This window comes from Frigoribacterium salinisoli (assembly GCF_054781095.1).
Genome location: NZ_BAAGVB010000001.1, coordinates 670,225 through 691,099, shown reverse-complemented (window position 1 = coordinate 691,099; position 20,875 = coordinate 670,225). Strand labels below are relative to the sequence as shown.

Below are 20,875 nucleotides of genomic sequence, written 5' to 3'. Positions count from 1 at the left end.
GTGGCCGCGTCGTCGGCGTCGCTCGCCGTCCGCGTCATCCCGTGCCTCGACGTCGCCGCCGGCCGTGTCGTCAAGGGCGTGAACTTCCTCGACCTGCGCGACGCGGGCGACCCGGTCGAGCTCGCCCGCAGCTACTACGAGCAGGGTGCCGACGAGATCACCTTCCTCGACGTCACCGCCACGGTCGACGAGCGGTCGACGACCTACGACGTCGTCCGGGCGACCGCGGAGCAGGTCTTCATCCCGCTCACGGTCGGCGGCGGCGTGCGGTCGACGGACGACGTCGCCCGGCTCCAGGCCGCCGGTGCCGACAAGATCGGCGTGAACAGCGCGGCCATCGCCCGCCCCGACCTCGTCGGCGAGATCGCCGACCGGTTCGGGGCCCAGTGCGTGGTGCTGTCGCTCGACGTCAAGCGCTCGAGCGCCACGCCGAGCGGCTTCGTCGTCACGACGCACGGTGGACGCACCGAGACGACGCTCGACGCGGTCGCCTGGGCCCGTGAGGCCGTCGAGCGCGGCGCGGGGGAGCTGCTCGTCAACTCGATCGACGCCGACGGCACGAAGCAGGGCTTCGACCTCGAGCTGGTCTCGACCATGCGCGAGGTCAGCCGAGTGCCGGTCGTCGCCTCAGGAGGCGCGGGTCGCCTCGAGCACTTCGCCCCGGCGATCGAGGCGGGCGCCGACGCGGTGCTCGCGGCGAGCGTCTTCCACGCGCGCGAGTTCACGGTGGGCCAGGTGAAGGACGCCCTCGCGGCCTCCGGCGCCACGGTGCGCACGGGAGCGGTCCGATGAGAGGCGGCGAGGTGCTGACGCGCGAGACGGCCGCGGCGGTCGTCGGCCGCGCCCGGTTCGACGGGGACGGCCTCCTGCCCGCCATCGTCCAGCAGGAGGGCACCAAGGACGTCCTCATGATGGGCTGGATGGACGCCGAGGCCCTGACGCGCACCCTCACCGAGGGCAGGGTCACGTTCTGGTCCCGGTCCCGTCGGGAGTACTGGCGCAAGGGCGACACCTCCGGCCACGCGCAGTACGTCCGGGCCGCCGCGCTCGACTGCGACGCCGACGTGCTGCTCGTCACCGTGCAGCAGGTGGGGGCCGCCTGCCACACGGGCGAGCACTCGTGCTTCGACGTCGAGCCGTTGGCCCCGGTCACGGCCTCGGCACCCGGGTCCGCGTCCGGAGAGGAGCCCTCCCGTGGCTGACCGGTCCTCCACGACGCGCGAGCAGTTCGACGCCCTGCTCGAGGGGCACCGCGTGGTGCCCGTCGTGCGCGACCTCTTCGCCGACGGCGAGACGCCGGTGGGCGTCCACCGCAAGCTCGCCGGGGGTCGACCGGGCACGTTCCTGCTCGAGAGCGCCGAGCAGGGCGGCATCTGGTCCCGGTGGTCCTTCGTCGGCGCGGCGTCCTTCGGGGTCCTCACGACCTCGGGCGACGAGGTCGTCTGGCACGACCACGGCCTCAGCCGCGAGCGGGCACTGGGCGACGCGACCGGCACGCCCCTCGAGGTGCTGGCAGCGCTGCACGCGCGCTGGGCGACGCCGCGGATCCCCGGCCTGCCGCCCCTCACGGGCGGCCTCGTCGGGTTCGTCGGCTGGGAGGCCGTCCGCGAGCTCGAGCACCTGCCCTCCGGGCCGCCCGCCGAGTTCGAGGTGCCGTCGCAAGCCTTCAGCTTCGTGAGCGAGCTCGTCGCGCTCGACCACCGCACGGGCGCGGTCCTGCTCGTCGCCACGGCGCTGGTGGACGGCCAGGACGACCCGGACGCCCTCTGGGCCGACGCCCAGTCCCGCCTGGACCGCCTGCAGGCCGGCCTGGCCGCCCCCAGCGAGGCCCACCTCTCCGACGTCGCCCTCGACGTCGTGCCGGAGCCCCGGCGCCGGACGACCGACGCCGAGTACGCCCGGGCGATCGAGCGGTCGAAGGAGCACATCCGCGACGGCGACGTCTTCCAGGTCGTCATCTCGCAGCGCTTCGACCACGAGCTCACCGCCGAGCCCCTGGACGTCTACCGGGTCCTCCGCACCGTGAACCCGAGCCCGTACATGTACCTGGTCTCCTTCGAGGACGACTCGGGCGAGCCCTACACGATCGTCGGCTCGTCGCCCGAGGCGCTCGTCAAGGTGGAGGGGCGCCGGGTCTACACGCACCCCATCGCGGGCTCGAAGCCGCGCGGGGCCACGCCCGAGGAGGACGCGCTCCTCGCCGACCAGCTGGCCACCGACCCCAAGGAGCGCGCCGAGCACCTCATGCTCGTCGACCTGGCCCGCAACGACCTGCTCAAGGTGTGCACGCCGGGCTCGGTGGGCGTCACCGAGTTCATGCAGGTCGAGCGCTTCAGCCACATCATGCACCTGGTCTCGAGCGTCGAGGGCGACCTCGCCCCGGGGCGCGACGCGGTCGACGCGTTCCGTGCGACCTTCCCGGCGGGCACGTTGTCGGGCGCCCCCAAGCCCCGGGCGCTCGAGATCATCGACGCCCTGGAGCCCGCCCAGCGCGGCGTCTACGGGGGAGTGGTGGGCTACTTCGACTTCGCCGGCTCGGCCGACCTCGCGATCGCCATCCGCACGGTGCTGCTGCAGGGCGGCACCGCCCGCGTGCAGGCGGGCGCCGGGCTGGTGTCCGACAGCGACCCCGAGGCCGAGGGGCAGGAGGCACGCAACAAGGCGGCGGCCCCCCTCCGCGCCGTCGCGGTCGCCAACGCCCTCACGAGGCTCGGTCGATGACCCCCCGGCGCCTCAAGCTCGTCCTCGTCCTGTCGGGCCTCGTGCTCGCGGCGCTCACGCTGCTCGCGTGGACGCAGCCGTGGTTCGTGCTGGCGGTGCGGGCGCCCCAGGGCGGGTCCGTCGACGTCACGAGCGACGGCGACGTCGCGGGCGGCGCCCTGGCGGCGCTGGCCCTGGCCAGCCTCGCCCTCGTCGGGGCGCTGACCATCGCGGGCGTCGTCTTCCGCGTCGTGCTCGGCGTCCTCCAGGCCCTCCTCGGCGCGTGCGTGGCCCTCTCGGCCGTGCTCGCCGTCGGCGACCCCGTGGGCGTCTCGGGCAGCGCGGTCACCGCGGCGACGGGCGTCGACGGCAGCAGGAGCCTCGACGACCTCGTCACGTCGGTGGCCGGCACCCCCTGGCCCTGGGCGGGCCTCGCGGCCGGGCTGCTCACGGTGCTCCACGGTGCCGCGGTCGCCCTCACCGCACGACGCTGGCCCGCCGCCACGCGCAAGTACCAGGCCGTGCGCCTGGAGCAGGCCGACCCCTCGCAGGACCCGGCCGCCGCGTGGGACTCCCTCTCGGGCGGCGACGACCCGACGGCCGGTCAGGCCGACGGCCACGACCGCAGCCGGTAGGCTGGTCGGGTACCGGACACACCAAGGAGCACTGTGAGCACTGAGACGACCGACGACCTCGGACACGGCAATTCCCCCGCCGCCTGGACGGCCGTGATCATCATGCTGGTCGCCTTCACGATCGGCACGCTGGCGTTCTTCTTCGCCATCGCGTGGGTCGTCTGGGCCGCCGTGGGGCTCCTCGTCGTCGGCCTCGTCGTCGGGCTCGTCATGAAGAAGCTCGGCTACGGCGTGGGCGGTCACCGCTACGTGCCGAAGGCGCACGACTAAGTGCTCGACGACCTCTTCGCCGGGGCGCTGGCCGATGCCTCCGCCCGCCGCGACGCCCTTCCCCTCGCCCAGGTCGAGGCCGCCGCGCTGGCCCGGCCTGCCGCGCTCGACGCCCGGGCCGCCCTGAGCCCCGCCGAGCGCGTCAAGCTCATCGCCGAGGTGAAGCGGGCGTCGCCGTCGCGCGGCGACCTCGCGACGATCCCCGACCCGGCCGCCCTCGCCGCCTCGTACGAGACGGGCGGGGCCTCGGCCATCAGCGTCCTCACCGAGGGGCGCCGCTTCAAGGGCTCGCTCGACGACCTCGAGGCCGTCCGCGAGGTCGTCTCCGTCCCCGTGCTCCGCAAGGACTTCATCGGCGATCCCTACCAGGTCCTCGAGGCCAGGGCCGCGGGCGCCGACCTCGTGCTGCTGATCGTCGCCGGGCTCGAGCAGCGCCGTCTCGTCGAGCTGCACGAGCTCGTCCAGCAGCTCGGCATGACCGCGCTCGTCGAGGCCCACTCGGCCGACGAGGTCTCCCGGGGCCTCGACGCCGGGGCGCAGCTGCTCGGCGTCAACGCGCGCGACCTGACGACGTTCGAGCTCGACCAGGACCTCTTCGGTCGTCTCGCCGACGCGATCCCGCAGGGCGTCACGCGCGTCGCCGAGTCCGCCGTCACCAGCCCGGCCGACGTCGCCCACTACCGACGGGCCGGTGCCGACGTCGTCCTCGTCGGCGAGGCCCTCGTCACCCACGGCGACCCCGTCGCCGCCGTCTCGACCTTCCTGGAGGCCTGACCATGGCCCTGCGCGACATGACCGGGCCGTACTTCGGCTCCTTCGGCGGACGCTTCGTCCCCGAGTCCCTGGTGGCGGCCCTCGACGAGCTCGACGAGGCGTACCGCGCCGCAGCCGTCGACCCCGAGTTCGCGGCCGAGCTGACGGCCCTGCACGCGACCTACACGGGGCGCCCGTCGATCATCACCGAGGTCCCGCGCTTCGCGCAGCACGCGGGCGGGGCCCGGATCGTCCTCAAGCGCGAAGACCTGAACCACACCGGGTCGCACAAGATCAACAACGTGCTCGGGCAGGCCCTGCTCGCCCGTCGCCTGGGCAAGACGCGCCTCATCGCCGAGACGGGCGCCGGTCAGCACGGCGTCGCGACGGCCACCGCCGCCGCGCTGTTCGGCATGGAGTGCGTCGTCTACATGGGTCAGGTCGACACCGAGCGCCAGGCGCTCAACGTCGCCCGCATGCGCCTGCTCGGTGCCGAGGTCGTCTCCGTCGCGACCGGTTCGCGCACCCTGAAGGACGCCATCAACGACGCCATGCGCGACTGGGTGGCGAGCGTCGACACGACGCACTACGTGCTCGGCACGGTGGCCGGCCCCCACCCGTTCCCGGCCATGGTGCGCGACTTCCACAAGATCATCGGCGAGGAGGCTCGCCAGCAGGTCCTCGACCTCACGGGTGCCCTCCCCGACGCCGTCGCGGCCTGCGTGGGCGGCGGCTCGAACGCCATGGGCATCTTCCACGCGTTCCTCGACGACGCCGACGTCCGCCTGTTCGGCTTCGAGGCCGGCGGTGACGGCGTCGAGACGGGCCGCCACGCGGCGTCCATCACCCTCGGCAAGGTCGGCAACCTCCAGGGCGCCAAGTCGTACCTCATGCAGGACGACGACGGCCAGACCATCGACAGCCACTCCATCTCGGCCGGCCTCGACTACCCGAGCGTCGGGCCCGAGCACGCCTGGCTGTCCGAGACGGGGCGCGCGGAGTACCTCCCGGTCACCGACGCCGAGGCGATGGAGGCCTTCCGCCTCCTCACGCGCACCGAGGGCATCCTGCCGGCCATCGAGTCGGCGCACGCCCTGGCCGGCGCCCTCCGGCTCGGCCAGGAGCACCCGGACTGGACGATCCTCGTCTCGCTGAGCGGGCGCGGCGACAAGGACGTCGCGACCGCGAGCCGCTACTTCGGCGTGCTCGACGAGGAGGCACAGCAGCTGTGAGCACCGAGAGCACCGTCGGCGCGGCGATCCGCGCGAGCAAGCAGGAGGGCGCGGGGGCCGTCATCGGCTACCTCCCGGTCGGCTTCCCGACGCTGGGCACGAGCGTCGAGGCGGCGGTCGCCATGGCGCGCTCGGGCATCGACGTGATCGAGCTCGGCCTGCCGTACAGCGACCCGGTCATGGACGGCCCCGTCATCCAGGCCGCCACCCAGCGCTCGCTCGCCGAGGGCTTCCGCGTGCGCGACGTCTTCACGGCCGTCCGCGAGATCACGTCGGCGGTCGAGTCGCCCGTGGTGGTCATGACCTACTGGAACCCCGTCGAGCAGTACGGCGTCCAGCGCTTCGCGGACGACCTCGCGGCGGCCGGGGGAGCAGGCCTCATCACGCCCGACCTCATCCCCGACGAGGCCTCGGCCTGGCTGGCCGCCTCCGAGGCGGCCGATCTCGACCGCGTCTTCCTCGCGGCCCCCTCGTCCAGCGAGGCACGCCTCCGACAGGCCGTGGCCGCGAGCCGCGGGTTCGTCTACACCGTCTCGACGATGGGCATCACGGGAGCGCGCAGCGACGTCGACGCGGCCGCGGCGACGCTCGTCGCCCGCCTCCGCGCGGTCGACGTCGAGCACGCCTGCGTCGGCCTCGGCATCTCCACCGCCCAGCAGGTGCGCGAGGTCCTCGGCTACGCCGACGGCGCCATCGTCGGCTCGGCCTTCGTGCGAGCCCTGGCCGAGGGCGGCGTGCCGCAGCTCGCCGACGTCGCGGCGGACCTCGCCTCGGGCGCTAGAGTCGTCTAGCGCCGTCGCCGGGCCTCCGGCAGCGCGTCACACCGTCCTCCCTGAAAGGCGTCACCGCCCGTGCACGTTCCCCTGAGCATCCCGAGCCCGTCCGTCGAGTGGCAGTACTTCGACCTCACCTCGTGGATCAACTCGACGTTCGGCGCGGCCCTGCCCGGCGAGCTGCGGATCCATGCCTACGCGCTGTGCATCCTCGTCGGCATCGTCGCGGCGGTGCTCATCACGAACCACCGCCTGACCCGGCGGGGCGCCGAGCGCTGGGTCGTCATCGACGTGGCGATCTTCGCCGTGCCGGCCGGCATCATCGGTGGTCGCTTCTTCCACGTCGTCACGCACCCCGCCGACTACTTCGCGGGGCAGGAGTGGTGGCGCGCGTTCGCCGTCTGGGAGGGCGGCCTCGCGATCTACGGCGCCCTGCTCTTCGGTGCCGTGGGCGTCTGGCTCGGCTGCCGCTACGCGGGACTGCGCTTCTCGGCCTTCGCCGACGCCCTCGCCCCCGGCCTGCTCGTCGCGCAGGCCTCGGGTCGACTCGGCAACTGGTTCAACCACGAGCTCTTCGGCTGGCCCACCGACCTGCCCTGGGGCCTCGAGATCGAGTCGTCGAACCCTGCGTACCCCACGGGACTGCCCGCCGGCACGCTGTTCCACCCCACCTTCCTGTACGAGATCCTCTGGATGCTCGCCGGCGTCGCGGTCCTCCTCCTGATCGAGCGCCGCGTGCCGCTGCAGTGGGGCAAGGCACTCGGCTTCTACCTGATCTGGTACGGCATCGGACGATCGGTCTTCGAGACCATCCGCACCGACCCCAGCCTGCTCTTCGCCGGCGTCCGCACCAACGTCTGGATGTCGCTGCTGGCCATCGTCCTCGGCATCGTGGTGATCGGCCTCGCCCAGCGCCGCCACACGGGCCGCCAGCCCTCCCCGTACGTGCCCGGTCGCTCCCCGGCCGAGCTGCGCGCTGGGGTAGACTCCGACGACGTCTACACGGAGGACGACGATCTCGAGCCGGTCGACGCCGGCACCTCCGACCCCGACGTGCACGACCGGACCGCCGCGTCGCGCTCCTAGCACCTCCCGCCCGGCCGACCCGACACCACGGGCGGAACGGGCACCCCTCCGCGACACGAGCTGCACCTCGCGACCGCCACAAGCGGTCGCGGCACCTCGACCGCGCCCCGGACAACGATCCTGCGTCCTGGGGCTCCCGGGCCTCCTGCCGTCACGGCACGGGCCCGGTCACTCGACCCGGGCCGCCGACGTCCCGCTCCCGTACCGGTACACCTTCGTGAGGACGGATCCCATGGCTCTCACGCCAGTCCACCAGCAGTTCAGCACGGTCCCCGAGGCCGCAGGGCTCTACGACCCCGCGCACGAGAAGGACGCCTGCGGCCTCGCCATGGTCACGACCCTGCGCGGCACGCCCGGGCACGACATCGTCGACGCCGCCCTCGGCGCCCTGCGCAACCTCGAGCACCGCGGGGCCGTGGGCTCCGACGCGGGCACGGGCGACGGCGCCGGGATCCTCTGCCAGGTCCCCGACGCGTTCTTCCGCGCGGTCGTCGACTTCGAGCTGCCCGACGCCGGCCGCTACGCGGTGGGCACGGCCTACCTGCCGACGGACGCGCAGGAGCGCGCCGAGCTGAAGACCGGCATCGAGCGCATCGCCGGCCTGGAGGGCCTCGACGTGCTCGGTTGGCGCGAGGTGCCGGTCCGGCCGGAGGAGCTCGGCCAGCTCGCCCGCGACGCCATGCCGGCCTTCGAGCAGCTCTTCGTCGCCAGCCGACGCCACGACGAGGACGGCGAGGCGCTGTCCGGCGTGGCGCTGGACCGCCAGGCGTTCCGCCTGCGCAAGCGCGCCGAGCGCAAGCTCTCCGCCTACTTCACCTCGCTCAGCAGCCGGACCATGGTCTACAAGGGCATGGTCACGACCCTCCAGCTCGAGCCCTTCTACCCCGACCTCAGCGACGAGCGCTTCGCGTCGAAGCTGGCCATCGTGCACTCGCGCTACTCGACGAACACGTTCCCGTCGTGGCCGTTGGCCCAGCCGTTCCGCATGATCGCGCACAACGGCGAGATCAACACGGTCCGGGGCAACCGCAACTGGATGCGGGCGCGGCAGTCCCAGCTCGAGTCCGAGCTGCTCGGCGACGTCAAGCCGCTGCTGCCGATCGTGAGCCCCGGGGCGAGCGACTCGGCCTCGTTCGACGAGGTCGTCGAGCTGCTCAGCCTCACGGGCCGTTCGCTCCCGCACGCGATCCTCATGATGGTCCCCGAGGCGTGGGAGAACCAGGCCGAGATCGACCCCGCCGTGCGCGACTTCTACGAGTACCACTCGATGCTCATGGAGGCGTGGGACGGCCCGGCCGCCGTCACCTTCACCGACGGCACGCTCGTGGGCGCCACCCTCGACCGCAACGGGCTCCGCCCCGGTCGCTACCTGGTCACGGACGACGGCCTCGTCGTCCTCGCCAGCGAGATCGGCGTGCTCGACATCGACCCGGCCAAGGTCGTGCGCAAGGGCCGGCTGCGCCCGGGCGCCATGTTCCTGGTCGACACGGAGGCGGGGCGCATCGTCGAGGACGACGAGATCAAGCGCGACCTCGCGGCCGGCGCCCCGTACGGCGACTGGCTCGCCGAGGGTCGCATCCACCTGTCCGACCTGCCCGACCGCGAGCACATCGTGCACACGCCGGCCTCCGTCGTGCGACGCCAGCGCACCTTCGGCTACACCGAAGAAGAGGTCCGCATCCTGCTCACGCCCATGGCGAAGACGGGCGCGGAGCCCCTCGGCGCCATGGGCAGCGACACGCCGATCGCCGTCCTGTCGCAGCGCCCGCGCCTCCTGTTCGACTACTTCACGCAGCAGTTCGCCCAGGTGACGAACCCGCCGCTGGACTCGATCCGCGAACAGGTGGTGACGTCGCTCGCGCTCGGCCTCGGCCCGGAGCGCAACCTGCTCGACGCGACTCCCGAGCACGCCCGCCAGGTGATCCTGGACTTCCCCGTCATCGACAACGACGAGCTCGCCAAGATCCAGCACATCGACCCCGACCCGGGTTCGCGCGTCACGAGCACCATCCGCGGGCTCTACCGCGCCGACAAGGGACCCCGTGCCCTCGAGAAGCGCATCGCGGCCATGTGCAACGAGGTCGACGACGCCATCGAGGCCGGGGCGCAGTTCATCGTGCTGTCCGACCGCGACAGCAACCCCGAGTTCGCGCCCGTGCCGTCGCTGCTCATGCTGGCCGCGGTCCACCACCACCTCATCCGCACCGAGCAGCGCATGCGCGTGGGGCTCATCGTCGAGGCGGGCGACGTGCGCGAGGTCCACCACGTGGCGACCCTGATCGGTTACGGCGCCTCGGCCGTGAACCCCTACCTCGCGATGGAGACCTGCGAGGACCTCGTGCGCTCGGGCATGCTCACCGGGCTCACCCCCGAGGACGCCGTGCACAACCTCATCAAGGCGCTCGGCAAGGGCGTGCTCAAGATCATGTCCAAGATGGGCATCTCGACGGTCTCGAGCTACGCCGCCGCGCAGGCCTTCGAGGCGGTCGGCCTCAGCCAGGAGTTCGTCGACACGTACTTCACGGGGACCTCGACGATGCTCGGCGGCGTCGGCATCGACGTGGTCGCGACCGAGAACAAGCAACGGCACGAGAGCGCGTACCCCGCCGACGGCTCCCTCGTCGCGCACGAGCGCCTGGCGACCGGTGGCGAGTACCAGTGGCGCCGGGAGGGCCCGCCCCACCTGTTCAACCCCGAGACGGTGTTCCGCCTGCAGCACGCGACGCGCTCGCGCCGCTACGACGTGTTCCGCGAGTACTCGAAGCTCGTCGACGACCAGGCCGAGCAGCTGATGACCCTGCGCGGGCTGTTCCGCCTCCGCACGGGCGAGCTGCCGCCGGTGCCGCTCGACGAGGTCGAGCCGATCTCGGCGATCGTCAAGCGCTTCTCGACGGGGGCGATGAGCTACGGCTCCATCTCGAAGGAGGCGCACGAGACGCTCGCCATCGCCATGAACCGGCTCGGTGGCAAGTCGAACACCGGCGAGGGGGGCGAGGACGTCGAGCGCCTGCTCGACCCCGAGCGTCGCAGCGCGGTCAAGCAGATCGCCTCCGGTCGGTTCGGCGTGACGAGCATGTACCTCACGCACGCCACCGACATCCAGCTCAAGATGGCACAGGGCGCCAAGCCCGGCGAGGGCGGCCAGCTGCCGCCGACGAAGGTCTACCCGTGGGTCGCGCGCACGCGCCACGCCACGGCGGGCGTCGGCCTCATCTCTCCGCCGCCGCACCACGACATCTACTCCATCGAAGACCTGAAGCAGCTCATCTTCGACGCCAAGCGCGCGAACCCCTCGGCGCGCATCCACGTCAAGCTCGTGAGCCAGTCCGGCATCGGAGCGGTCGCGGCCGGCGTCACGAAGGCCCTGGCCGACGTCGTGCTCGTCTCCGGCCACGACGGGGGCACGGGTGCCAGCCCCGTCAACTCGCTCAAGCACGCCGGCACGCCGTGGGAGATCGGCCTCGCCGAGACGCAGCAGACGCTCATGCTCAACGGCATGCGCGACCGCGTCGTCGTGCAGGTCGACGGTCAGATGAAGACCGGGCGCGACGTGCTCGTCGCCGCCCTGCTCGGCGGCGAGGAGTACGGCTTCGCGACGGCCCCGCTCATCGTCGAGGGCTGCGTCATGATGCGCGTCTGCCACCTCGACACCTGCCCGGTGGGCGTCGCCACGCAGAACCCCGAGCTCCGGGCCCGGTTCAGCGGCAAGCCCGAGTTCGTCGTCAACTTCTTCGAGTTCCTCGCCCAGGAGGTCCGCGAGCTGCTGGCCTCGCTGGGCCTGCGGAGCCTCGACGAGGCGATCGGACGCAGCGACCTGCTCGACGTCGACCGAGCCGTCGACCACTGGAAGGCGGACGGCCTCGACCTGCGCCCGGTGCTCGAGGGGCCCGCGTTCCCCGCGGACGCGCCGCGACGCCACCTGCGCGACCAGGACCACGAGCTCGAGGACCACTTCGACAACCAGCTCATCGCCCGGGCGTCCGACGTGCTCGAGCACGGTGGTCGCGTCGAGATCGCGCTCCCGGTGCGCAACACCGAGCGCGCCGTCGGCACCATGCTCGGCCACGAGGTGACGGTCCGCCACGGCGAGCACGGGCTGCCCGAGGGCTCGATCGACGTCACGCTCACCGGGTCCGCGGGTCAGTCGCTCGGCGCGTTCCTGCCCGGCGGCGTCACCCTGCGCCTCGTCGGCGACAGCAACGACTACGTGGGCAAGGGCCTCTCCGGCGGCACGGTGGTCGTGCGCCCCGACCCCGCCAGCCCCTTCGCCGCCGAGGACAACGTCATCGCCGGCAACGTCATCGGCTACGGCGCGACCCAGGGCGCGCTCTTCATCAGGGGCATCGTGGGGGAGCGGTTCCTCGTGCGCAACTCGGGCGCGAGCGCCGTCGTCGAGGGCGTGGGCGACCACGCGCTCGAGTACATGACCGGCGGTCTCGCCGTGATCCTCGGTGGGACCGGGCGCAACCTCGGTGCCGGCATGAGCGGCGGCACGGCCTACGTGCACGACCTGCAGCGCGAGCGGGTCAACGCCGACGCCCTGGCATCGGGGGAGCTGCAGCTGCACCCCCTCGGCAGCGCCGACGTCGAGATCCTGGCCGACCTCCTCAGGAGGCACGCGGCCGAGACCGGATCACCGGTCGCCGAGCGCCTGCTCGCCGACCTCGGCACCACGTCCGCGGCCTTCACGAAGGTGCTGCCGCGCGACTACGCAGCCGTCCTCGCCACCCGGCAGGCGGCGGTCGACGCGGGGATCGACCCCGACGGCGACGAGACCTGGAAGCAGATCCTGGAGGTGACCGGTGGCTGACCCCAAGGGGTTCCTGAAGACCCAGGAGCGCGAGCTCCCGAAGCGACGTCCCGTGTCGGTGCGGCTCATGGACTGGAAGGAGGTCTACGAGCAGCAGGAGAGCGGCGCGCTCCGCCGCCAGGCGGGCCGGTGCATGGACTGCGGAGTGCCCTTCTGCCACCAGGGCTGCCCGCTCGGCAACCTCATCCCCGAGTGGAACGACCTCGTCTGGCGCGGGGAGGGCCGGCAGGCCAGCGAACGCCTGCACGCCACCAACAACTTCCCCGAGTGGACGGGCCGGCTCTGCCCCGCGCCCTGCGAGTCCTCCTGCGTGCTGGGCATCAACCAGCCGCCGGTGACCATCAAGCAGGTCGAGGTCTCGATCATCGACGAGGCGTTCGCGAACGGCTGGGTCACCCCGCACCCGCCGGAGCGGCTCACGGGCAAGACCGTGGCCGTCGTCGGGTCGGGCCCAGGCGGGCTCGCGGCCGCGCAGCAGCTGACGCGTGCCGGCCACACGGTCGCCGTGTACGAGCGCGAGGACCGCATCGGCGGCCTCATGCGGTACGGGATCCCCGACTTCAAGATGGAGAAGAAGCAGATCGAGCTGCGCCTGGCGCAGATGCGCGCCGAGGGCACCCGCTTCCGCGCGGGCGTCGAGATCGGCGTCGACATCTCGTGGGACGACCTGCGCGCGCGGTACGACGCGGTCGTGGTCGCCACGGGCGCGACCGTCCCGCGCGACCTGCCGATCCCGGGCCGCGACCTGTCCGGCGTGCACTTCGCCATGGAGTACCTCGTCCAGCAGAACAAGGCGGGGGCCGGCGACGCGGTCGTGGACCAGATCACGGCCGAGGGCAAGCACGTCGTCGTCCTTGGCGGCGGCGACACCGGGGCCGACTGCATCGGCACCGCCCACCGGCAGGGTGCGCTCAGCGTGACGAACCTCGCGATCGGGGCCCAGCCGCCGAGCGAGCGCCCGGCGGACCAGCCCTGGCCGATGATGCCGACCCTGTTCGAGGTGTCGAGCGCCCACGAGGAGGGCGGGGAGCGTCAGTACCTCGCCTCGACCGTCGAGCTGCTCTCCAACGAGGTCGGCGAGGTCCGCGGGCTGCGCGTGGCCGAGACCGAGTACGTCGACGGCCGGCGCGTGCCGAAGTCGGGGACCGAGCGGGACATCCCGGCCGACCTGGTCCTCCTGGCCCTCGGCTTCACCGGCCCGGAGCGCGAGCACCTCGAGCAGCAGCTCTCGCTGCCGTTCGGCGACCAGGGCACGGTCGAGCGCGGCGGCGACTACCAGACGTCGCAGCCGGGCGTCTTCGTCACGGGGGACGCCGGTCGCGGTCAGTCCCTCATCGTCTGGGCGATCGCCGAGGGGCGGGCCACGGCCGCGGCGGTCGACGCGTACCTCGAGGGCGAGACCGTCCTGCCCTCGCCGGTCCGCCCGACCGATCGGGCGATGACGGTCTGACGACGGACGTCGGGTGGATAGGGTGGGGTGACGGGCCTCGGTCGTCCCCCTCCCACCACCCCCACACGAAGGAACCCATGAGACGCGCAAAGATCGTCGCCACCCTCGGGCCGGCGACGTCGAGCTACGACGACATCAAGGCGATCATCGACGCCGGCGTCGACGTCGCCCGCATGAACCTCAGCCACGGCAGCTACGACGTCCACGAGGGCGTCTACGCCAACGTCCGTCGGGCGGCGGACGACGCGGGCAAGCCCGTGGCCGTCCTCGTCGACCTGCAGGGGCCGAAGATCCGGCTCGGCAGGTTCGCGGACGGTCCGCACGACCTCGCGGTCGGCGACGTGTTCAAGATCACCACGGACGACGTCGCCGGCGACGCGGAGATCTGCGGGACCACCTTCAAGGGCCTGCCCGACGACGTGCGCCCGGGCGATCCGCTGCTCATCGACGACGGCCGGGTCAAGCTGCGCGTGCTCGAGACCGACGGCACCACCGTGACGACCGAGGTCGTCGTGGCCGGCACCGTCTCGAACAACAAGGGCATCAACCTGCCCGGCGTCGCGGTGAACGTCCCCGCCCTGTCGGAGAAGGACGAGGCGGACCTCCGCTGGGGCCTCGCCCTGGGTGCCGACCTCATCGCCCTGTCGTTCGTCCGTGACGCCTCCGACGTCGTCCGCGTGCACGAGATCATGGCGGAGGAGGGCCGCAAGGTCCCCGTCATCGCCAAGATCGAGAAGCCGCAGGCGGTCGACGCCCTCGAGGAGATCATCGAGGCCTTCGACGGCATCATGGTGGCCCGCGGCGACCTCGGCGTGGAGCTGCCCCTCGAGGCGGTGCCCATCGTGCAGAAGCACGCCGTCGAGCTGTCGCGCCGCATGGCCAAGCCCGTGATCGTCGCGACGCAGATGCTCGAGTCGATGATCTCGAACCCGATCCCGACGCGCGCCGAGACGTCCGACGTCGCGAACGCGGTCCTCGACGGCGCCGACGCCGTCATGCTGAGCGGCGAGACGAGCGTGGGCGCCTACCCCGTCACGACCGTGCAGACCATGGCGCGCATCGTCGCCTCCACCGAGGAGCACGGCCTGGAGCGCATCGCGCCCCTCGGCACGAAGCCCCGCACGCAGGGTGGTGCCATCACGCTCGCCGCGGCCGACGTCGCCGACTTCGTGCAGGCCAAGTTCCTCTGCGTCTTCACCGAGTCGGGGGACAGCGTGCGACGCATGTCGCGCCTCCGGCACTCCATCCCGATCCTGGCGTTCTCGCCCAACGAGGCGACCCGCCGCCGCATGGCCCTCAGCTGGGGCGTGCGGTCGTTCCTCGTCGAGAACGTCACGCACACCGACGCCATGTTCGCCCAGGTCGACGACATCCTGCTCGGTCAGGGCGTCGCACAGCAGGGCGACAAGGTGATCGTCATCGCCGGGTCCCCTCCCGGCATCGCGGGCTCGACCAACGACCTGCGCGTGCACCGCGTGGGCGACGCGCATGCGCAGGCCGCCCCGGCCTACGCGACCGGCGCCTGACGCCTGACGCTGCGCGTCCACCGTCCGGGAGGCCGGCACCCCTCAGGGGGTGCCGGCCTCCCGTCGTCGGTGGGGGCTCGGCCGCAGGGCGTAACCTCACGGCGTGCCCGTCGATGATCGCCACCCCTGCTGCGTCCGGGCCGACGGTCGCCTCTGGGTGGTCGTGGGCGACTCCACCGCGGGACCCCGCGCACCGCGTCGTCGGGGGCGGGCCGGTGCAGGAGGCGCGATGGCGGGAGGACTCGCCCTCCTCGTCGTCGCCTGGTCGGTCTGGGGCGTGCGCGACGCCCTCGCCCTGGCCACGGTGGCCGTGCTCGGCGCGGTCGTCGGTGCCGTGACCGCGGTCGGCACGGCGCGCATGGGATCGGCCCCGGAGGACGACGCCGTCGTCCCGGCCGGCGCCGTCGAGCTCCTGCCGTCCATCGCCCGCCTCGCCCCCGACGACGCGACCGGCTCGGAGCTGGTCGCCTGGGCGACGCGCGGCCTCCGGCTCAGGAGGGCGCGGCGCGTGCTGCTCGACGGCGGCACGGACCAGGAGGCGGCAGCGACGCCCGCCTCGGCCGTGGCGGCCCGGATCGCGGAGGCCGAGCTGGAGCACCGTCGGGCGCTGGCCGACTGGGCACCGGTGGGGGACCTCCTGGGCCTCCCGCACCCCTGACCGCAGCGGGACCGACGCCGTCGTGGACCGCCCCCGGTGGGGGGAGCGCGGTCCGCGGCACGGGGGAGTGGGGCCGGGGACCGGCCCTGGACGAGCTCGGCTCCCCGGAGCGAGGAACGAGCCCGGGGACACGGAGAGGCCCCGGCCCGCAGAGCGGGCCGAGGCCTCGGTGTCGTCGCTGGTGCGACGTGGCGCCTCAGGGGCGCCCCACGTCAGATGACGCGGATGTTCTCGGCCTGCAGGCCCTTCTGGCCCTGCGCGGTCTCGAACTCGACCTTCTGGTTCTCCTCGAGGTTGCGGTAGCCGCTACCCGTGATGGCGGAGAAGTGAGCGAACACGTCGGTGGTGCCGTCGTCGGGCGTGATGAAACCGAAGCCCTTTTCGGAGTTGAACCACTTCACGGTGCCTGTTGCCATTGTGCTGTTTCCTTCTTGGAGAGATGTCGACCCCGGGTCCCGGGATCGCTCGTCGCGGTGTTCTCGTCCGCTCCCTCTGAAGACGACGTCACACGCTCGTGGTACGAGACCGCACGGGTGACCGGAGTCGCCCTGGCGGCGGGGCGGACCCCCGTGCCCGTCGCGAGATGCAAATGCGCGTCACACAACAACCAGTTCCACCAGCGTAGTGCAGGCGGGGTCCCGAGCGCAGCACCTGCGGTGAAAAAAGACGACGGATCCGCGAGCCGGGTGGCCGGTCGGCGGGACCGGCCCCTGCACGGTGCGGTGCCGGATGTGGGACTCGAACCCACACGCCCTCTCGGACAGAGCATTTTGAGTGCCCCGCGTCTGCCGTTCCGCCAATCCGGCGCGCACCGACGGACCGACGATACCGTAGGCTCTACGGCGTGAGTGACACGGAAGCAACCGCAGCAGCACCCCGTCGCGTCGTCGTGGCCGAAGATGAGTCCCTCATCCGCCTCGACATCGTCGAGATCCTCCGCGACAACGGCTTCGAGGTCGTCGGCGAGGCCGGCGACGGCGAGACCGCGGTCGCCCTGGCCACCGAGCTGCGCCCCGACCTCGTCATCATGGACGTCAAGATGCCCCAGCTGGACGGCATCTCCGCCGCCGAGCGCTTGTCGAAGGGGCACATCGCACCGGTGGTGCTGCTCACGGCCTTCAGCCAGAAGGAGCTCGTCGAGCGGGCCAGCGAGGCCGGCGCCCTCGCGTACGTGGTGAAGCCGTTCACCCCCAACGATCTCCTGCCCGCGATCGAGATCGCGCTCTCGCGGTACTCCCAGATCATCACGCTCGAGGCCGAGGTGGCCGACCTCGTCGAGCGGTTCGAGACGCGCAAGCTCGTCGACCGGGCCAAGGGCCTGCTGAACGAGAAGATGGGACTCACCGAGCCCGAGGCGTTCCGCTGGATCCAGAAGGCCTCGATGGACCGTCGTCTGACGATGCACGACGTCGCGCAGGCCATCATCGAGCAGCTCAGCGCCAAGAAGTGACGAGCGCGGCCCTCACGGCCGCCGCACCGACGACGCCCCCGGCACCTCGTGCCGGGGGCGTCGTCGTGCCGCGGGGCGGCAGCGCGGTCAGCGCTCGTCGGTGAGGTAGTTCGTGATGCGGACCGTCGACAGCCTCCGGCCCTCGTCGTCCGTGGTCACGATCTCGTGGGTCGCGAGCGTGCGGCCCAGGTGCAGGGCCGTGCACGTGCCGGTGACCCAGCCCGTGGTCGCGGAACGGCTGTGGCTGGCGTTCAGCTCGATGCCCATGGCCAGCCGCCCCGGACCGGCGTGGACGGAGGCCGCGACCGAGCCCAGGGTCTCGGCCAGGACCACGTGGGCACCACCGTGGAGGATCCCCACCGGCTGCGTGTTGCCCTCGACCGGCATGCGGGCCACGGCACGCTCGGCGCTCATCTCGAGGATCTCGATGCCCATCTTCTCGGCGAGGGCGCCCACGCCACGGCGGCCGAAGAGCTCGGCGGCGGCGTCGCTGAGACGGGGACCCGCGGGCGGTACGGAGCCCGGCAGGCCGCCGCTCGCGTCGGCCGGTCCGTGGGGCGCCCGGTCGTGGGCGGCCAGGTCGTGGGCGGCGGGGCTCAGGGCGGCGGGGTCCTGGGCGGCGGGGGAGTCGGGCACGGAGCCTCCTGGGACGTTCCGGAGCACCGTCGGAGGCGCCCGCTAGGCTGACGGGGTGTCGGACGCAGCAAAGCCTACCCTCCTGGTCGTCGACGGCCATTCCCTCGCCTTCCGGGCCTTCTACGCCCTGCCGGTCGACAGCTTCGTGAACCGTGAGGGGCAGCACACGAACGCGATCCACGGCTTCATCGCGATGCTGCTCAACCTGCTCAAGGCCGAGAAGCCGACGCACCTCGCGGTCGCGTTCGACATCTCGCGGTTCTCGTTCCGCACGCGCGAGTACCCCGAGTACAAGGGCACGCGCTCCGAGACCCCGCCCGAGTTCACGGGCCAGGTCCCCCTGTTGCAGGAGGCCCTGCACGCGATGGGCATCACCACGATCCAGAAAGAGGACTTCGAGGCCGACGACGTCCTCGCGACCCTCGCCACCCGGGGCAAGACGGCCGGTTACCGCGTCCTCGTCGTGTCCGGCGACCGCGACGCCATCCAGATGGTCGACGACGACGTCACCCTCCTCTACCCGTCGGCCCGCGGCGTGACCGAGCTCACCCGCTACGACCGCGACAAGGTCTTCGAGCGCTACGGCATCGAGCCCGCGCAGTACCCCGAGATCGCCGCCCTCGTCGGCGAGACCAGCGACAACCTCATCGGCATCGACAAGGTGGGCGAGAAGACCGCCGTCAAGTGGATCACCGCGTACGGCAGCCTCGACGAGGTGCTCGCCCACGCCGACGAGATCAAGGGCGTCGTCGGCCAGAACCTCCGCGACCAGCGCGACCGCGCCGTGCGCAACCGTCGACTGAACCGGCTCGTCACCGACGTCGACCTGCCGGTCGGCCCCGACGACCTGGGCCGTCGCCCGATGGACCTCGAGGCCGTCCGCGAGATCTTCGACAAGCTGCAGTTCCGCACCCTCCTCGACCGCGTCACCAAGCTCGCCGAGTCCGAGGGAGCCGTGGCCGCGACGTCCGAGGAGCCCGCTGCGCCGGCCACGGGGCAGCCGGTCGTCCGCACCCTCGTCGACGAGGAGCTCGCGCACTGGCTCCGCACGCACGCCTCCGACCCGGAGCGACCGGTCGGCCTCGTGGTCGAGCACGGCGCGGAGGGCGTCCTCGGCCTGGGCCTGTCCACGGCCGACGAGTCCGTGCACGTGCCCTGGGCGGCCGGACGCGGGGACTACGTCGCGCTCGAGGCCTGGCTGGAGGACGACGCGGCGCCCAAGGTGCTGCACGACGCGAAGCGCGACTACAAGGCCCTGGCCGCGGTGGGCCTCCGCCTCCGCGGCATCGCGGGCGACACCCGGGTCGCGGCGTGGCTGCTGCGCCCGGGCCGGACCTCCTTCTCCCTCACCGACCTCGTCTACGAGCAGCTCGGCGAACAGCTGCCCGCCGCGGCGCCCGACCAGCTCGTCCCCGAGGACGAGCCCGTGGGCACGGCGACGGAGGCCTGGTACGTCCTGCGCCTGGCCGAGTCGTTGCAGGAGGCCCTCGACGAGGGGTCCCGTCGGGTCCTCCTCGAGCTCGAACTGCCCCTCGTGCCGATCCTCGGCGACATGGAGCGCACCGGCGTCGCCGCCGACCGCCCCGCCCTGAGGGCCCTCTCGACCCGCCTCGGCGAGACCGCGGCCGACCTCGCGCAGCTGGCGTTCGCCGAGATCGACCGCGAGGTCAACCTCGGCTCGCCCAAGCAGCTGCAGGAGGTCCTCTTCGAGCAGCTGCAGATGCCGAAGACGCGCGCGACGAAGACGGGCTACTCCACCGACGCGGCGTCGCTGGCCGACCTGCAGGAGAAGCACCCGCACCCCTTCCTCGGACTGCTCCTGCAGCACCGCGACGCGACGAAGCTGCGTCAGATCGTCGAGACGCTCGACAAGGCCGTCGACGACCAGGGGCGCATCCACACGACCTACGACCAGACCGGCACGACCACGGGGCGCATCTCGTCGGTGGACCCGAACCTGCAGAACATCCCGATCAAGGCGGCCGTCGGTCGCGAGATCCGCGGCGCGTTCGTGCACGGTCCGGAGTACGAGACGTTGCTCACGGCCGACTACTCGCAGATCGAGATGCGCATCATGGCGCACCTCTCGGGGGACGCCGGGCTCATCACGGCGTTCCAGGAGGGCGAGGACCTGCACCGTTTCGTCGGCGCCCGCATCTTCGGCGTCGCACCGGCCGACGTGACCCCCGCCATGCGCACCAAGGTCAAGGCCATGTCCTACGGCCTGGCGTACGGGCTGAGCGCCTTCGGCCTCAGCAAGCAGCTGCGGATCGAGAGCAGCGAGGCGAAGCAGCTCATGACCGACTACTTCGCCCGGTTCGGAGCCGTGCGCGAGTACCTGCGCAACGTCGTCGAACAGGCCCGAGAAGACGGGTACACGGAGACGATCTTCGGTCGCCGCCGCCCCTTCGCCGACCTGAAGTCGCCGAACCGGGTGCTCCGCGAGAACGCCGAGCGCGCTGCCCTCAACGCTCCGATCCAGGGCTCCGCGGCGGACATCATGAAGCGCGCCATGCTCGCGGTCCGCTCCGACCTCGACGAGCGCGAGCTCGCCTCCCGGGTCCTGCTGCAGGTCCACGACGAGCTCATCGTCGAGGTCGCCCCCGGCGAGGTCGACACGGTGAGCGCCATCGTGCGTGAGCGCATGAGCGGGGCGGCCGAGCTCGCGGTGCCCCTCGAGGTCCAGGTCGGCCTCGGCGAGAGCTGGGACGCCGCCGCCCACTGACCGGTCCGCCGACCACGGCGGACGGGCACGGGCCGCTGCGGGCGCGTCCCGCCGCCGGACGGGTCCGTTCGGCCCCGGGAGGGCCCGAGGACGTCCGTTCCACCCCCGGATCGGGCACGTTCGGGCACGACACGCCCGACCTGACTTGACGAACCCACTGAGACGGACTTA

Annotated in this window: 17 protein-coding genes and 1 tRNA gene; 15 read left to right on the top strand and 3 right to left on the bottom strand. The window is 72.4% G+C overall.

Features of this window, described 5'->3' with window-relative positions:
• From hisF to ACYVHQ_RS03220, 13 genes are all read left to right on the top strand, one after another.
• Positions 1-792 carry an imidazole glycerol phosphate synthase subunit HisF gene (gene hisF, locus ACYVHQ_RS03280; protein ID WP_460510701.1) on the top strand — a complete coding sequence of 264 codons (792 nt, stop codon included), beginning with the start codon at positions 1-3 and terminating at the stop codon, positions 790-792.
• Positions 789-1,202, top strand: coding sequence for a phosphoribosyl-AMP cyclohydrolase (hisI, locus tag ACYVHQ_RS03275; RefSeq protein ID WP_460510700.1), 414 nt, complete (start codon positions 789-791; stop codon positions 1,200-1,202). Before hisF ends, hisI begins: the two co-directional genes overlap by 4 nt.
• Complete coding sequence (locus tag ACYVHQ_RS03270) at positions 1,195-2,721, top strand: anthranilate synthase component I (RefSeq protein ID WP_460510699.1); 1,527 nt, start codon at positions 1,195-1,197, stop codon at positions 2,719-2,721. Before hisI ends, ACYVHQ_RS03270 begins: the two co-directional genes overlap by 8 nt.
• Positions 2,718-3,335, top strand: a complete 618-nt coding sequence (locus ACYVHQ_RS03265; RefSeq protein WP_460510698.1) for a Trp biosynthesis-associated membrane protein — start codon at positions 2,718-2,720, stop codon at positions 3,333-3,335. Before ACYVHQ_RS03270 ends, ACYVHQ_RS03265 begins: the two co-directional genes overlap by 4 nt.
• Positions 3,336-3,368: 33 nt before the next feature.
• Positions 3,369-3,605, top strand: a complete 237-nt coding sequence (locus ACYVHQ_RS03260; protein ID WP_460510697.1) for a DUF6704 family protein — start codon at positions 3,369-3,371, stop codon at positions 3,603-3,605.
• Positions 3,606-4,379, top strand: coding sequence for an indole-3-glycerol phosphate synthase TrpC (trpC, locus tag ACYVHQ_RS03255; protein ID WP_460510696.1), 774 nt, complete (start codon positions 3,606-3,608; stop codon positions 4,377-4,379).
• Positions 4,380-4,381: 2 nt separating this feature from the next.
• Complete coding sequence (gene trpB / locus ACYVHQ_RS03250; RefSeq protein ID WP_460510695.1) at positions 4,382-5,590, top strand: tryptophan synthase subunit beta; 1,209 nt, start codon at positions 4,382-4,384, stop codon at positions 5,588-5,590.
• Positions 5,587-6,381 (top strand): tryptophan synthase subunit alpha, encoded by a 795-nt coding sequence (gene trpA / locus ACYVHQ_RS03245; protein WP_460510694.1) that lies wholly within the window; start codon positions 5,587-5,589, stop codon positions 6,379-6,381. The genes trpB and trpA overlap by 4 nt, the downstream gene beginning before the upstream one ends.
• Before the next feature lie 60 nt (positions 6,382-6,441).
• Positions 6,442-7,449, top strand: coding sequence for a prolipoprotein diacylglyceryl transferase (lgt, locus tag ACYVHQ_RS03240; RefSeq protein WP_460510693.1), 1,008 nt, complete (start codon positions 6,442-6,444; stop codon positions 7,447-7,449).
• Between the two features lie 232 nt (positions 7,450-7,681).
• Positions 7,682-12,259: a glutamate synthase large subunit gene (gltB, locus tag ACYVHQ_RS03235; protein WP_460510692.1), complete on the top strand. Its 4,578-nt coding sequence runs from the start codon at positions 7,682-7,684 to the stop codon at positions 12,257-12,259.
• Positions 12,252-13,709, top strand: coding sequence for a glutamate synthase subunit beta (locus ACYVHQ_RS03230; protein WP_460510691.1), 1,458 nt, complete (start codon positions 12,252-12,254; stop codon positions 13,707-13,709). The genes gltB and ACYVHQ_RS03230 overlap by 8 nt, the downstream gene beginning before the upstream one ends.
• Positions 13,710-13,786: 77 nt before the next feature.
• Positions 13,787-15,235 carry a pyruvate kinase gene (gene pyk, locus ACYVHQ_RS03225; RefSeq protein WP_460510690.1) on the top strand — a complete coding sequence of 483 codons (1,449 nt, stop codon included), beginning with the start codon at positions 13,787-13,789 and terminating at the stop codon, positions 15,233-15,235.
• A gap of 103 nt (positions 15,236-15,338) precedes the next feature.
• Positions 15,339-15,893, top strand: a complete 555-nt coding sequence (locus tag ACYVHQ_RS03220) for a hypothetical protein (RefSeq protein WP_460510689.1) — start codon at positions 15,339-15,341, stop codon at positions 15,891-15,893.
• A gap of 212 nt (positions 15,894-16,105) precedes the next feature.
• Here the strand turns inward: ACYVHQ_RS03220 and ACYVHQ_RS03215 are convergent, their stop codons facing one another.
• Positions 16,106-16,309, bottom strand: coding sequence for a cold-shock protein (locus ACYVHQ_RS03215; RefSeq protein ID WP_460510688.1), 204 nt, complete (start codon positions 16,307-16,309; stop codon positions 16,106-16,108).
• 307 nt (positions 16,310-16,616) lie between these two features.
• Positions 16,617-16,699, bottom strand: a tRNA-Leu gene (locus tag ACYVHQ_RS03210).
• Positions 16,700-16,737: 38 nt separating this feature from the next.
• Between ACYVHQ_RS03210 and ACYVHQ_RS03205 the strand changes: the two genes are divergently transcribed.
• On the top strand, positions 16,738-17,343 hold the full coding sequence (locus tag ACYVHQ_RS03205; RefSeq protein ID WP_460510687.1) for an ANTAR domain-containing response regulator: 606 nt from the start codon (positions 16,738-16,740) through the stop codon (positions 17,341-17,343).
• A gap of 87 nt (positions 17,344-17,430) precedes the next feature.
• On the opposite strand, the gene ACYVHQ_RS03200 is transcribed toward ACYVHQ_RS03205, so the two are convergent.
• On the bottom strand, positions 17,431-17,778 hold the full coding sequence (locus ACYVHQ_RS03200) for a PaaI family thioesterase (RefSeq protein ID WP_460511227.1): 348 nt from the start codon (positions 17,776-17,778) through the stop codon (positions 17,431-17,433).
• Positions 17,779-18,034: 256 nt separating this feature from the next.
• Between ACYVHQ_RS03200 and polA the strand changes: the two genes are divergently transcribed.
• Positions 18,035-20,704 (top strand): DNA polymerase I, encoded by a 2,670-nt coding sequence (polA, locus tag ACYVHQ_RS03195; RefSeq protein WP_460510686.1) that lies wholly within the window; start codon positions 18,035-18,037, stop codon positions 20,702-20,704.
• The last annotated feature ends 171 nt before the right edge of the window (positions 20,705-20,875 follow it).